The organism is Campylobacter concisus, assembly GCF_902460715.1.
GTDB lineage: Bacteria > Campylobacterota > Campylobacteria > Campylobacterales > Campylobacteraceae > Campylobacter_A > Campylobacter_A concisus_AK.
In genome coordinates, this window is the sequence record NZ_CABPUX010000001.1 from 710,464 (window position 1) to 724,736 (window position 14,273).

11 protein-coding genes are annotated in these 14,273 nt (G+C 41.2%); 1 reads left to right on the forward strand and 10 read right to left on the reverse strand.

What is annotated here, in order from left to right; genetic code table 11:
* The first annotated feature begins 46 nt into the window (after positions 1-46).
* Positions 47-1,636: a ribosomal protection-like ABC-F family protein gene (abc-f, locus tag F3G91_RS03520; protein ID WP_149700701.1), complete on the forward strand. Its 1,590-nt coding sequence runs from the start codon at positions 47-49 to the stop codon at positions 1,634-1,636.
* A 175-nt stretch (positions 1,637-1,811) separates the two neighbouring features.
* Here abc-f and F3G91_RS03525 read toward each other — a convergent pair whose 3' ends face one another.
* The 10 genes from F3G91_RS03525 to F3G91_RS03570 form a co-directional block, all read right to left on the reverse strand.
* Positions 1,812-2,489 (reverse strand): DUF4272 domain-containing protein, encoded by a 678-nt coding sequence (locus F3G91_RS03525; protein ID WP_149700702.1) that lies wholly within the window; start codon positions 2,487-2,489, stop codon positions 1,812-1,814.
* Between the two features lie 39 nt (positions 2,490-2,528).
* Positions 2,529-3,875 (reverse strand): FAD-dependent oxidoreductase, encoded by a 1,347-nt coding sequence (locus F3G91_RS03530; protein WP_149700703.1) that lies wholly within the window; start codon positions 3,873-3,875, stop codon positions 2,529-2,531.
* A gap of 128 nt (positions 3,876-4,003) precedes the next feature.
* On the reverse strand, positions 4,004-6,010 hold the full coding sequence (locus tag F3G91_RS03535) for a TonB-dependent receptor domain-containing protein (protein ID WP_149700704.1): 2,007 nt from the start codon (positions 6,008-6,010) through the stop codon (positions 4,004-4,006).
* Between the two features lie 232 nt (positions 6,011-6,242).
* Positions 6,243-7,265, reverse strand: a complete 1,023-nt coding sequence (locus F3G91_RS03540) for an NADH:flavin oxidoreductase/NADH oxidase (RefSeq protein ID WP_149700705.1) — start codon at positions 7,263-7,265, stop codon at positions 6,243-6,245.
* Between the two features lie 874 nt (positions 7,266-8,139).
* On the reverse strand, positions 8,140-9,654 hold the full coding sequence (locus tag F3G91_RS03545) for a 2-isopropylmalate synthase (RefSeq protein ID WP_149700706.1): 1,515 nt from the start codon (positions 9,652-9,654) through the stop codon (positions 8,140-8,142).
* 140 nt (positions 9,655-9,794) lie between these two features.
* Positions 9,795-10,526: a CDP-diacylglycerol--serine O-phosphatidyltransferase gene (gene pssA / locus F3G91_RS03550; RefSeq protein ID WP_009294672.1), complete on the reverse strand. Its 732-nt coding sequence runs from the start codon at positions 10,524-10,526 to the stop codon at positions 9,795-9,797.
* A 1-nt stretch (position 10,527) separates the two neighbouring features.
* Entirely contained in the window at positions 10,528-11,145 is a 618-nt protein-coding gene (locus F3G91_RS03555) for a phosphatidylserine decarboxylase (RefSeq protein WP_087581518.1), read from the reverse strand.
* Positions 11,146-11,147: 2 nt separating this feature from the next.
* Positions 11,148-13,073, reverse strand: coding sequence for an ATP-dependent zinc metalloprotease FtsH (gene ftsH, locus F3G91_RS03560; RefSeq protein ID WP_149700707.1), 1,926 nt, complete (start codon positions 13,071-13,073; stop codon positions 11,148-11,150).
* Complete coding sequence (locus F3G91_RS03565) at positions 13,066-13,899, reverse strand: 50S ribosomal protein L11 methyltransferase (RefSeq protein WP_149700708.1); 834 nt, start codon at positions 13,897-13,899, stop codon at positions 13,066-13,068. Before F3G91_RS03565 ends, ftsH begins: the two co-directional genes overlap by 8 nt.
* Positions 13,899-14,264 (reverse strand): chemotaxis response regulator CheY, encoded by a 366-nt coding sequence (locus tag F3G91_RS03570; RefSeq protein ID WP_002939933.1) that lies wholly within the window; start codon positions 14,262-14,264, stop codon positions 13,899-13,901. Before F3G91_RS03570 ends, F3G91_RS03565 begins: the two co-directional genes overlap by 1 nt.
* Positions 14,265-14,273 lie beyond the last annotated feature (9 nt).

Genomic DNA, 14,273 nt, shown 5'->3' on the forward strand with positions numbered 1-14,273 from the left:
ATCAAATTTTAGGCAAAATCGCAAAAAATAAATTCAAGGAAAAATAATGCTAGAAGTTAGGGGACTTACTCAAAGATTTGCAAGCAGTTTGCTATTTGAGGATGTAAATTTAAAGCTAAATCGCCATAACAGATACGGACTAATCGGTGCAAATGGCGCTGGTAAATCGACATTTTTAAAAATTTTAAGCGGAGCTATCGAGCCAACTAGCGGCGAGATCATCATAGAAAATGGACTAAAGGTTGGCGTGCTTGGGCAAGATCAGTTTGCGTTTGAAAATTTCACGCTAAAAGATGCGGTGCTTTATGGTAACAAGCGCCTATACGATGCTGTTAAAGAGAAAGAGAAGCTCTATATGAGCGAGGAATTTACAGATGAGATAAACGAGCGCTTAAGCGAGCTTGAGATGATAAGTGCCGAGGAGGATCCAAGCTACGAGTACGAGACTAGGATAGAAAAAATCCTAAGCTCACTTGGACTAAATGAATTTGACAAGCTCATGAGCGAGGTTGAAAACTCAGATAAAGTTAAAGTTTTGCTAGCTCAAGTGCTATTTCCAAAGCCAGACATCTTGTTCTTAGACGAGCCAACAAACAACCTTGATATAGACGCGATCGCATGGCTAGAAAACGAGCTAAACCGCCACGAGGGCACACTTGTGGTTATCAGCCACGACAGACACTTTTTAAATAGAGTTTGCACAAACATTTTGGATGTGGATTTTAAGAAAATTCGCGAGTTTTCAGGCAACTACGATGATTGGTATATGGCTGCAAATTTGATCGCAAAGCAGCATGAGATGGAGCGTGATAAGAAGCTAAAAGAGAAAGAGGAGCTGGAGAAATTTATCGCGAGATTTTCAGCAAATGCGAGCAAGGCAAAGCAGGCGACCTCACGTGCAAAACAGCTTGAAAAGCTAGATATCGCCGAGATCGCAGTCTCAAGCAGGCGTGATCCAAGCATACTCTTTCGTGCAAACCGCGAGATAGGCAACGAGCTAATTGAGCTAAAGAACATAAGTAAGAAATTTGATGATAAAGTGATATTTGAAAACTTTAACTTTAAGCTTGAAAAGGGCGACAAGCTAGCTATCATCGGTCATAACGGCGTTGGTAAAAGCACACTTTGCAAGATCATAATGGGCGAAATAAAGCCTGACGCGGGCGAGGTGCATATAGGTGCGACCATTGAGCTAGGATATTTTGCGCAAGATACGGTAAATAAGATAGATGGCGAGCTAAAGCTTTATGAGTACTTACAAGATGCCAAAAACAAGGACATCGACGAGATCAGAAAGTGCCTTGGCAGGATGCTCTTTAGTGGTGCTGAGCAAGAAAAGGCAGTCGGAGCGCTAAGCGGTGGCGAAAAACACCGAGTAAGATTAGCTCAGCTCATGCTTCATAGACCAAATTTACTCGTCATGGACGAGCCAAACAACCACCTCGACCTCGAGGCTATCATCGCGCTTGGCGAGGCGTTTTACAACTTTAATGGCTCAGTCATCTGCGTGAGCCACGACAGGGAGTTGATAGACGCCTTTGCAAATAGAATTTTACACCTAAAAGGTAATGGCGAAATCGTTGATTTTAAAGGCACATACGAAGAATACAGAGCAAATTTAGGACTTGAGAGCTAGTTTTTCTACCGTTTAAACCGTGCTAAGCTAGTTAAATTTGCTTAATGCTTATTGTGACATATACGAGCATTTTAACAACTTATTAAAGGCGAGTAAAAAGCAAGCTATCTTCGTTTTCCGATAGCATTTACATTAAGATAAATTTTAAGCTCATTTGAGCTTAAAATTTCTTAGATCAAGTGTTTAGATCAGGATAGTCCCAGCAGTTAAATTCAGCCGTCATATCGTCATTTTCTTGCCCTTTGCAGCATAGCCACTCAAGTCCTGCTCGCCTCTCCATAACGACCTCTTCGTCAAGTCCAGCCGCCTTTGTGCCATTTACCCTTGCATTTACGCAGGCCCAGTGGTAGCGATAAACTAGATCAAGTTTGCTTAAAATTTCATCCATGCTGCGAAGCTTTGAGCGGCTTTTTAGCCCGCCCTCTCTAAAGACATTCATCACAAACTCACAGTCGCAAATTTTATCCATCTGACCGATATCTTCGGCTATTCCAAGCGCCCAAAGCAATATCCATAGCGACTCATATTTCCAGCCCATATTTACGGCTGTTTTCATATCAGCTCTATCCTCAACGACCTCTTTTTCTTTTACGCTAAGTCCTTCGTAAGCCTCACCCAAAAAGCTCTTTGCCCACGCCATATTTTCTTCACCCAAAGAGCCTTCATCGCGGATCGTGCAAGCACACATTATAGCTGTAAATGAACAAACTGCGCGCCTTATTATCTCGTCCACGTCTCTTGGTGTAACCTCGCTGTTTTCATAGCGAAGCGGCAAGCTCTCAAGCACCGCTACGCCCTCTTTTTTTAAAATTTTTATGCTCTCATCTTTTCTTTGTTGTGCTGTTTTTGGCATATCCACACCTCTTTTAAAAATATCAAACACTCCCATTTTCTACCCAAAAAACTCGGCGTTAAATTTCTCTTCGTTGAAATTTTTGCCCAAAAATTTGCAAATTTCCTCCATATCAGCCCTCGCCGTTTCAAAACAGCTAGTAGCCCCTGGGCTTGGCGTCATGTTAAAGCTTATGCCCTCGCCTGTGCTGATCTTGCCCTCACCAAGCTCTAGTCTTTTTTTATTGCGGTCGATCACCTGCGGCCTTACGCCACCAAAATTTACAGCATAGCTTAGGTCATTTTCGCTTAGACTTGGCACGATCTTTCTAGCGTCTTTAACAAATTCTTTTTTGTTGATAAATGGCACTTCAAATAAGAAATTTCGCAAAATATATGACCTGATGTCTCCATCTTTTAGTAAATTTGTAAAGACTTCAAGGACGTTTTTGTCAAATTTTAAGCACTTTAAAAAGTCAAAAAAGCTAGAACAGCCGTGAAATCTCTCAAGCTTTGGTATGACAAGGGCAGTTGGGCCAAAGCGAGTGTTGCCATTAGCTAGGATGTCTGGGTCGCCATGAAGCGCGGCAAATGGTAGCTTGTCGTTTTGCACCATATAGACTTTGCCGTTTAGCAGGCGCTTGTTAGCAAAGTAAAAGCTTCCAGCAACTGGCAGCGTGCTAAGATGTAGCCCATAACCCATCTTGTGAGCTAAAAATAGCGAGTGCGCTCCAGCATCGACTACAACGTAGTTTGCGGTGATCACCTCGCCGTCATTTATCTTGATGTGAAAGGTATCGCCAACCTTTTTCATATCAGTCACTTCTGAGCTTAGGCTGATCTCATAGCCATCTCCGCCCAAATTTAGCGCATTTTGCACGAGCGAATTTGCCACGCCACCAAAGTCCATCGTCGTATACTGGCCATTTTGCGCGCCTATTGCGATGATATTTTCTGGGCGCTCATTGCCATTTGCGTCAAAAACGACGTTTGGCTCGATCTGTTTTAACCTCTCTTTGTCATAAATTTCAAGATAAGAAAACAGCTCTTTAAAGCTCTCATATCGCTCCTTGATGCGCTCTACTTCGGCATCTCCGATGGCTAGCGTCATCTTTTGATGAGCAAACATATATTTGCCCTCTAAGTTGTATTTTAGAGCATATTTTACTGGCATATTTGCCACTTGCGAGACCTTTTTTGCCTTTTCTAGCGTGTAGTTTGTCTCGATATCGCCGCAGTGGATGGTCTGTGAGTTGCCCTTGCCGCTTGAATTTAGCGTCGCTACGCCGTCATATTTTTCTAAAAGCGCGACCTTTTTTATATCGCTAAATGCAGCCAACTCGTAAAAGAGTGCCGTCCCGCTAATGCCCGCTCCAACAATTGCCACTTCAAAGTGCTTTTGCCTCATTTTCTCCCCTGAAAGTTTAGTCGCACAAATGATACTATATTAAATTTAAATCAAACAGCAAAAAGCGAGGTGTGAAAAATAGGCTGTGTAAAAGTGAAATTTGGCAAGGCTCTCACCTTGCCACAAAGCTAAAATTTATAAGAGACGTTTACCTTGAAATTTCTACCTGGCTCCCAGTCTACATAGTTTGGATCGCCTATATAATCAGCCGTTCGTTGAGACTGCGAAGCGTATGCCTTGTTAAAGAGGTTGTAAATTCCAGCATTTATCTCAAGCCCTTTAAATTTACCGCTACTTGGCGCATAGGTAGCGTAGATGTCGCTAACTGCGTAGCTTGGTATCTTGACATTTTCATTATCGCCAGCTGAGATGGTGTTTTTTGATGCAAAGTAGATTAGGTTGTAGCCTATTAGCGTATCGATCCTTGAAAATGCGTACTCGGCGTTAAATGTGTATTTATCGCCCTGATCTCGGTAGCCGATAATGTTTGAGGTGTAGTAGCTGCCATTTGGTTTAGCGACCCTATCTTTATATTTTACCTTTTGGTGAGTGTAGCTAGCAGCTAGGCTTAGTGCGTCTAAATTTAGCCTTGCAAGTAGTTCAACGCCACTTATATCAGCCCCACCAGCGTTTATCCTGACTAGAGTTTGATTTACAGCGCCACCTGCTGCGTTGTTATCGACTATTAAATTTTTATATTTTGTCATGAAGTATTTTGCAGATAGGCTATATGAGCTAGCTTCACTTATGTCGCCATGGTATTTAAGACCGGTTTCGTAGCTATTGCCAGTTGTTGCTTTTAGATCTTTATTTGCCGCCCAGTTTAAAGCCCTGCCCCTACTACTTCCACTTGCCATCATCGACTCCATGACGTCAGGTCCTCTAAAGACCCTCGCATAGCTTGCAAATGCGTTAAGCCCTTTAATGATCTCATAATCAAGTGCAAGCGCTGGGGTAAATTCATTAAATTTATAGGTGTAGCTCTTTACATTTCCAGCTCTGCCATCGTAGCTTTTTAGCTCGTGATGAGTGTATCTGATGCCAGGTGTAACGGTTAGCGAGCTAAAATTTAGCGCATCTTCTGCGTATATTGAGTAGTTATTTACCTTTTCTGGGTAGTGATTATCTGGTTTGTTGAAATTTTTACTTTGATAAAACTCAGCGCCATATCTAAAAGTCTGCATCAAAGCGCCGCTCTCTACTACACTTTTAGCCTTTGCATTTATGCCGTTCGTCTCTACGCCCCATTTTGAGTCATCGATCCTTTGGTGTCTTGTGTTATAAGCTGTCACATCTAAATTTAAAAGATCGCTTGGTTTATACTCATACTTTAGCGTTGTCGTATCACGCTCGTATTTGCGGTAGTCATCGACATTTGCTCCATTATGCCAGCTACCAAATTCTGCTCTAAATGGATAAATACCTTTAAATTCATTATGCTCTCTTGAAATAGAAATTCTATGCGCATCAAGGAAGCTATAACCAAGCTTTAGAAGATAGCTAAGGTCGTTGCCGTCGCCGCCTATTTTATTGCCATTGCCGCTTTTGCCGTAGTCGTAACCTTTGTGGTTTATCGCAGCTATAAAGTCGAGCCCTTCAACTGGGGCGGTAAAGAGCATAAGGCCTTGAGAAAATTCGCTGTTATTTGAGGCATATCCGGTCTTTATCTTTGCGCCGATCTTCTCACCGCTTTCAAGCAAGTCCCTTGCGTCGACTGTTTTAAAAGCGACCGAGCCGCCAAGCGCGCCAGAGCCATTTACGACTGATCTTGAGCCAACCTCGACGTCTATTGCCTTTATGAGATCAGGATCGATCAGCAAGTCGGCGTTGTGGTGAAAGGTGTTTCCATTTTGTTTTGCGCCATCTATCGTGATATTTAGTCCGCGATCGCTCACACCACGCATATAAATTTTTTGGTTCATGCCGTTTGTGCCGCCCACATAGACGCCAGGGATATCCCTCATCACGTCTTTTGCCAGACCAGCGTTTCTAGTTGAAATTTTGATGTCATCAACGCCGTATCCGCCACTACTACTTGTCACCTCAACACCGCTGAGCACGCTCTCGCCTGCTGCGTTTGCACAAACTGCCACGCTCGCTACAAGAGAAAGCTTAAATAAGCCCTTAAATCTCATCTCTCCTCCTAGTTTGATTATTAAAATTACTATTTTAGTTTATAGTCTAATTTTGAAATTGAATATTATAATTTTAAATATAAATTTCAGGTAAAAATTTAAAATAAATGCGATTTTATAGCTATAAATATAGAAATTTTGATTTATTATTGTAAAAAAATAGTAAGCAAATTCTAGTGATTTTTATTTAAGAAAAATGAAATTTGGCAAGGCTCTCACCTTGCCGTAAATTTTAGTATGCCCTTTTGTAGGCGTTTTCTATTTTGTCATTTTCACCAAATTCTTTCATGGCGCTAAAAGCAAAATATGGGTTGCGCAGTAGCTCTCTGCCAAGCGCCACGCCGTCGCAAACATCGCCTAGCAGTAACGCCTCGCACTCGCTAGCCTTTGTGATAAGACCGACTGCAAAGACTGGGATATCAACTGCATTTTTCACCGCTTTTGCGTAGCCAGCCTGATAAAGAGGCGTAAATTTAGGCGCAGCATCAACTATTGCATAGACTCCACCAGCTGATACGTGGATGAAGTTAGCTCCATTTTTCTCTAGCTCACGCGCTAGCTTTACGCTATCTTCTACGTCCCAGTCGCCCTTAAGCCAGCTACTTGCACTTATCCTCACGCCAACTGTGATATTAGCGCCAGCCTTGATCTCTCTTAAAATTTCAAGCAGCAGCCTTATGCGGTTTTCAAAAGTGCCGCCGTATTCGTCACTTCGCTTGTTCGCGCCAGCGCATAAAAATTGATTTATCAAATATCCATGCGCCGCGTGTATCTCCACAGCCTCGTATCCTGCGCTCTTTGCCCTAATGGCCGCATCCACAAAGCTTTGCTTGACGCTTGCGATATCCTCTGCGCTCATCTCTTTTGGCGTGGCGTAGTCTTCGCTAAATTTGATAGCACTTGGCGCTATGATGCCCTCACAAGTGCCCTTTCTGCCAGCGTGAGCTAGCTGGATGGCCATTTTGGCGCCGTATTTGCTGCAGCCTTTTACAAGCTCCGCGTGAGCCTCGATCTGCTCGTCACTCCAAAGCCCAAGGTCTTTTTTGGTGATCCTGCCGCGCGCCTCCACAGCTGTCGCCTCAACGATGATCATGCCGACACCGCCGATCGCCCTTGTAGCGTAGTGGAGCTTGTGAAAGCACCTTGGACGACCATCCTCTTTTTTAACCTCATACATACACATCGGAGCCATAATAATGCGGTTTTTGATCTCGATGCCACCTATCTTAAGCGGCGCAAAAAGCTTATTTTGCATGAAATTTCCTTTAAATTTTTTGGTTATTTTAGGATATTTGTTTAAATTCTTGGATATGTAGGAATTTACTTCTTGCGACTACAAAAGTGTTTAGTAAATTTTAAAAATTGCAAATTTGTTTTGTCAAATCAAATGAGTGTCAAGTAAATTTTAAAATTTCATGAACGAGTAATTTCGGCTCTAAAATTTGAGCTAAGCTGTAAGCGAAGCCAAATTTTAGTAGTCAATTCTTGCGAGTGAATGAAAGTTTTAAAATTTACAAAGCAACCTAATTAAATTTAAATGTTTATTTCTTTGTTAAGGGGGAAGAGGCTTGAATTACGAAGTCGCTCCCTTCCCCCTTAACAATCCCCTAACCCCTACGACGTTAGAAGTGGCATGCGATAGCGCTTGCGCCGCATGCGGTTTGTTTAAGCAATTCTGACAAATTTTAAAATTTCATGAACGAGTAATTTCGGCTCTAAAATTTGAGCTAAGCTGCAAGCGAAGCCAAATTTTAGTAGTCAATTCTTAGGGGTGAATGAAAGTTTTAAAATTTGTAAAATAGCTTGATTAAATTTGTAAATTTCTTTTTATTCAAAAGGGAGACAAGGGGACTCGAGTTACGAGGCCGTCCCATTATCCCCCTTTTTTAAATCCCCTAAACCCCTCGCACGTTCAAGGTGGCATGCTTCGGCACTTCGCACTGCATGTGTTTGAATATCGAGCAAGCGTCAAGTAAATTTTAAAATTTTATGAACGAGTAATTTTAGTAGTCAATTCTTGCGAGTGAATGGAATTTTAAAATTTAAAAAACGCAGTAAATTTAAGTCTTTGTCTAAAGAGTAGCTAAATTTAAATTAGCCAGCTGCAAATTCAGCAGCCAGCTAAAATTTTAGTTTTTATGGATGCGAAGGTAGCTATTTAGTGCGCCAACATAGGCCTTAGCGCTTGCCATCATCGTATCGATATCAAGTCCGTGACCCATTACGGCTGTTTTGCCCTCAAACTCGACTTTTACATCGACCTTTGCAAGAGCGTCTTTGCCCTGAGAAACAGCTGTGACCTTATAGTCTTTGAGCGTGCCGTTAATGCCGCTGATGCGATCAACTACCTTAAATATCGCATCTGCTGTGCCATTGCCAAGGGCTGAGTCGCTAACGATCTCGTCATTGTGCCTGATGCTCATAGAGGCACTTGCTAAGCTGCCACCGCTACTTTGAAGCAAGTCTGTGATCTCGTAAGCTTGCGGGATCTTGGTGATCTCCTCTGCAACAAGCGCTCTGATATCATCGTCAAATATCTCTTTTTTCTTATCCGCCAACTCTTTAAATTTCTCAAACGCCTTATTAAGCGCATCGCTATCAAGGTCAAATCCAAGGCTAGCAAGCTTATCTTTAAACGCATGGCGGCCGCTGTGCTTGCCAAGAACGAGCGAGTTTTTCTCTAAGCCGATGCTCTCAGCGCTGATGATCTCGTAGGTCTCTTTGTGCTTTAGCACGCCGTCTTGATGGATGCCACTCTCGTGTGCAAAGGCGTTTTTGCCAACGATTGCTTTGTTTGGCTGTGGCTCGATACCTGTGATGCTAGCGATCAGTCTTGAAGTCGGATAAATTTCTTTTGAGATGATGCCTGTGTAAAGTGGCGCAAAGACGTCCTGACGAGTTTTTATAGCCATCACGATCTCTTCAAGTGCAGCGTTTCCAGCACGCTCGCCGATGCCATTTATCGTGCCTTCAACCTGCCTTGCACCAGCTTTTATAGCAGCTAGTGAATTTGCCGTAGCCATGCCTAGATCGTTGTGGTTATGCACCGAAACTACCGCTCTACCACCTATAAATTTTACTATTTCGCTAATGCGAGCTGTGATCTCCTCTGGATACAAGTAGCCAACCGTATCAGGGATATTTATGGTTTTTGCCCCTGCGTTTATCGCTGCGTCGCAAATTTCTTTTAAAAAGCTCATCTCGCTTCTGCACGCATCCTCGCAGCTAAACTCCACGTCATCGCAAAATGTTTTTGAGTATTGTACTGACTCAACTGCACGCCTGATCACCTCGTCTGGGCTCATTTTTAGCTTGTACTGCATGTGGATCGGACTTGTTGCTATAAAGGTGTGAATTCTTTTGTTTTTGGCCGGAGCTAATGCTTCGCCAGCTGCCTTGATGTCACGCTCAACCGCACGTGCAAGCGAGCAGACAGTGATGTTTGAAGCTTGCTTTGCGATCTGATTTACCGCGTCAAAGTCCCCTGGACTTGCAGCTGCAAATCCAGCCTCCATCACATCCACACCAAGCCTTTCAAGCTGAAGTGCGATCTGAAGCTTTTCAGCTGTATTCATAGAAGCTCCTGGGCTTTGCTCGCCATCTCTTAAAGTCGTATCAAAGATTATAATTTTATTTTTATCCATTTTTTGTCCTTTTATGATTTTTTATATTTAGATTTAATGAGTTAAGTAAAGAAGAATTTGCTACCTAAGTAGCAGCAGTAGAGAGTTTTTGATTTCGATTTTTGGTAAAAATTTACGCGATTTTATTATGCCATTTTCGCTCATTCGCTCTCCTTTTTTTTGTGATTTTTGCTAAACATTATCGCCGCTCTAATAATACCATAAAGCATATAAACGCTCATAAAAAAGGTCGCACTCTCGTAAGGATATAGATAAAGCATAGAAAATACAACTACAAGTGCTACTAAAATTCGCATAACATGAGTTTGTTTTAAATTCATCTTTTTAAAGCTTGGGTAGCGGATGTTGCTAACCATCAAGATAGCTAAAACTGCTTCAAGCAATATCAAGCACCACTCAAAACCATATAAAAATTCATGCTTTAGATAAACACCAACCCAAAGCACTCCGATGATGGCTGCTGATGGTATAGGAAGTCCGATGAAAACATTTGGTTCGTATGTGCCGGTAGTGACGTTAAAACGAGCTAGCCTAATAGCACCAAAGACAACAAACATAGCTGCTATTAGCGCGCCAAATCTGCCAAATTTTGCACCAACTGTTAGATAAAATAAAATCGCTGGAGCCACACCAAATGCTACAAGGTCTGCAAGGCTATCAAACTCTACTCCAAATTTACTTGTAGTCTTTGTAAGCCTTGCCACGCGTCCATCAAGTCCGTCTAAAATCAGTGAAAGAATGATGTAGATGATCGCCTTAAAGTAGTTTCCTTGGATAGATGAAATGATGCTTATAACGCCCAAAAAAGCGCTTGCTGCTGTAAATAAATTTGGCAAGATATACATTAACTGCATTTTTTGTATGCTATTCATTTTATTTTTCCTCTTCAAAGTATCCAAGAAGTGAAGCAGCTTTAACACTCTCGCCAACACTTACACAAATTTTAGTATCTCTTGGCAAGTATAAAATCACTTCGCCACTTCCTAAAAAGCCAAATTTTCTAGAGGCTTTTAGACTGGTAATGTTATAAATTTCTAAACTTCTACTAAAAACTCCAGCTATGATTTTCATAGCAAATTTGATATTTCCTTTTTCAAAACGAATTATCGCTCTTTCGTTTAGCATCTCTGAAATTTTCATCGCCTGGCATAAAAAGAGCCCATGCCTTTTTTTAACTTCAATGACGTTAGCATCACTTATAGCCCTTAGCGTACCTACGCCAAAAAATGGTTTTGAGATAACTATCTTAGCCACCTCTTTATCATCAAAATTTGAAACGCTGATCTCTTTTATCTTACCATCTATGGGCGAAAGTAAGGCTAGCTTATCATCAGTAAAAGGCTCTCTTTCAGGGTCTCTAAAAAAATATAGAGTTAAAAGAAGCAGTGCTAGAAAAAATAGTGGCGCAATACCAAACAATGCAGATATAGCAAATAAAATCAAAAAGAATAATATAAATTTATACCCTGCTTTTGCGATGTAGCCACTCATTTTTATTCCTCTTTTTTGCCTTTTTCCTCTTCCTCAAGCTCTACAAGCCTGCTTTCAAGACCATTTTCTTCTTCGTAGCTTTTGATGATCTCTCTAACTCTTTTTCCCTCGATAGTCTCTTCTTCATAAAGCGCTGATACCATGTTTTCAATGGCACCTTTATAAATTTCAAGAAGACCAAGCACAGCTGTATATCTCTCATGAAGAAGCGCTTTTACAAACTCATCGACTTTTTCAGCCATCTTGTCGCTATAGTCTTTTATGCTTTGTCCGCCATTTAAAAATGTTGCGCGTTGCTTTTCAAGTACCATAAGACCAGCAACATCGCTCATACCATACATGCTAACCATAGCTTTTATGATATCAGTTGCACGCTCTAGATCGTTGCTAGCTCCAGTTGATATCTCTTTTATAAATACCTCTTCAGCAGCTCTACCAGCCAAAAGCACATCTACTTCTGCAAGCAACTCATGCTTTTGCATCATAAATTTATTCTCTTCAGGCGTATTTAGCGTATAGCCAAGCGCTGCAAGACCGCGTGGCACGACTGAGACCTTTGTCACTCTTTTTGCGCCTTTTGTTAGCTCAGCTATCAAGGCATGGCCGCTTTCATGGTAAGTGACTATCTTTTTCTCTTTTGGATTTACGCGGCGTGATTTTTTCTCAAGACCAGCTATCGATCTCTCGACAGCCTCCACTAGATCAGCCTGCTCGACAAAAGTCTTTGACTTACGTCCTGCAAGAAGTGCCGCCTCATTTATGATATTTTCAAGATCAGCACCTGCTAAACCTGTAGTAAGCCTTGCTATATCTTCAATATTAACGTCTTTGCCGATCTTTACATCTTTCATATGAACTTTTAAGATGTCGCAACGTCCTTTAAAATCAGGCTTATCAACAAGCACTTGCCTGTCAAATCTACCCGGTCTTAAAAGTGCAGCATCCAAAACTTCAGGTCTATTTGTAGCTGCTATAACGATGACTGGCGACTTGTCCGCATCAAAGCCGTCCATCTCAGAAAGAAGCTGATTTAGCGTTTGCTCTCTCTCGTCATTACCGCCCATAGGACCAGAATTTCTACTCTTACCGATCGCATCGATCTCGTCTATAAAAACAATCGCTGGGGCCTCTTTTTTGGCATTTTCAAAAAGGTCTCTAACCCTACTTGCACCAACGCCAACAAACATCTCTATAAAGCTTGATGCTGACATAGAGAAAAATGGCACGCTAGCCTCGCCTGCAACTGCTCTTGCAAGAAGCGTTTTACCAGTGCCTGGAGGGCCAACTAGCAAAATACCTTTTGGAATTTTAGCTCCAAGTCTTAGATATTTATCTGGGCTCTTTAGATAATCAACTATCTCTTGAACCTCTTCTTTTGCCTCTTCAACACCTGCAACATCGTCAAATTTAACTTTTGGTTTTTCAGAATTTATAAGCTTTTTCGCACTTCCTATACCTAGTATGCCACCGCCGATATTCTTTTGCATACGACTAGCGATAAACATCCAAATAGCAAAAAATATAAACACCGGTATGATCCATGAAAATATAAGATCTCCAAACCAGTTATTTTCACTATAAACGCTGTAAGTTATGCCGTTTTGCTCAAGTATGCCAATGAGCGTTGGATCATTTATGCGCTTTGCGAGGTAGATGGTTTTGTCACTACCAACGCCTTTTATCGTAGTTTCAGATATCGCAACCTCATTTAGTTGCTTATTTTTTAGCATATCTTTAAATTCGGAGTAGGCCACCATCTTGCTTTGAGCGTTGCTGCCAAGCCCAAAAGTACCGCCTAGTCCGTCGCCACTAAAGCTTCTAAAAGCTAGAACTATAACTATCGCAAAAATAGCAAAGATAAAGATGGGATTTTTGTTAAAAAACCCGTTATTATCGCCATTATTTTGGTTATTATTTTGATTATTCATCCATTTCCTTATAAACAAAGCTAACCCAATCATTAGCCTGTTTTATCTCAACTAGCTCCAAATCCTTAAACGTATCTTTAATCCTATCTTCGTATTTGTTCAAAATTCCTGACAATACTAAATAGCCGCCCTTTTTAAGCGATTTTTTCAAGTCATTTGAGAGCATAAATATGACATCAGCAATGATATTTGCTACGACGATGTCATATTTTTGCTCTAAATTTGCAATAGAACCTGTCCAAATTTTATTAAATTTAACCTCATTTAGCTGGGCGTTACTTAGCGAACTTTGCGTGGCCTGCTCGTCTGTATCGCAGGCATCGACCTTGCAGCCAAGCTTTGCTAAAGCTATGCTTAATATCCCGCTTCCGCATCCCACATCTAAAGCGGTATCACCACTTTTTGCATATTTTTGTAAAAGTTGCAAGCAAGAATTTGTGCTTTCATGGTGCCCTGAGCCAAAGGCTAGAGCTGGGTCGATTATTATATTTGTTACGCCATTAAGTGGCTCTTCCCAGCTAGGTCTAATATAAATTTTATCAACCAAAATAGGCTTAACTGCCCTTTTATATTCGCCTAGCCAGTCTTTATTTTCTTTTAAATTAAGAGAAATTTTTAAATCATTTGAAATTTTACGAACGCTAGAGAGGCCTTTTGCATACTCTTCGACACCCCAAGCTATATCTTTTAGATCATACTCTTCCCTGATGATGATCTCATGGTCTAGCTCTTCTACACAGGTGACCCCAAAAGAAAAAACTAACTCTAAAATTTCATCATAAAAATTTGATGTTTTGATGCTTAATTCGTAAAATTTATCTTTCATTAACCAAGAACGTCTTCAAGCTTCTCTTTTAAAACTTGTGGCGTAAAAGGTTTAACGATGTAGTTATTAACACCTGCTTTTAAAGCTGTTATAACCTCGGCTTTTCCGCCCTCTGTTGTTACCATTATGATAGGCATATCAACATATTTTTGCTCAGCCCTTACCTTTTTAACAAGCTCAAGACCATTCATCTCAGGCATGTTCCAGTCAGTAATAAGAACCTCAATACCCTCGTTTTGTGTCAAGATATTCCAAGCTTCAAGCCCGTGCTCAGCCTCGAGAATTTCTTGATGTCCTAACCTTTGCAAAGTATTTTTTATGATCCTTCTCATTGTTGAGCTGTCATCTACAACCAAAATCTTCACATAATATCC

Coding starts and splice junctions, on each gene's coding strand:
- F3G91_RS03525 (WP_149700702.1), bottom strand. CDS start 2,489: ATGCCAAAAACAGCACAACAAAGAAAAGATGAGAGCATAAAAATTTTA.
- abc-f (WP_149700701.1), top strand. CDS start 47: ATGCTAGAAGTTAGGGGACTTACTCAAAGATTTGCAAGCAGTTTGCTA.
- F3G91_RS03535 (WP_149700704.1), bottom strand. CDS start 6,010: ATGAGATTTAAGGGCTTATTTAAGCTTTCTCTTGTAGCGAGCGTGGCA.
- F3G91_RS03565 (WP_149700708.1), bottom strand. CDS start 13,899: ATGAAAGATAAATTTTACGAATTAAGCATCAAAACATCAAATTTTTAT.
- ftsH (WP_149700707.1), bottom strand. CDS start 13,073: ATGAATAATCAAAATAATAACCAAAATAATGGCGATAATAACGGGTTT.
- F3G91_RS03555 (WP_087581518.1), bottom strand. CDS start 11,145: ATGAGTGGCTACATCGCAAAAGCAGGGTATAAATTTATATTATTCTTT.
- F3G91_RS03530 (WP_149700703.1), bottom strand. CDS start 3,875: ATGAGGCAAAAGCACTTTGAAGTGGCAATTGTTGGAGCGGGCATTAGC.
- F3G91_RS03540 (WP_149700705.1), bottom strand. CDS start 7,265: ATGCAAAATAAGCTTTTTGCGCCGCTTAAGATAGGTGGCATCGAGATC.
- pssA (WP_009294672.1), bottom strand. CDS start 10,526: ATGAATAGCATACAAAAAATGCAGTTAATGTATATCTTGCCAAATTTA.
- F3G91_RS03545 (WP_149700706.1), bottom strand. CDS start 9,654: ATGGATAAAAATAAAATTATAATCTTTGATACGACTTTAAGAGATGGC.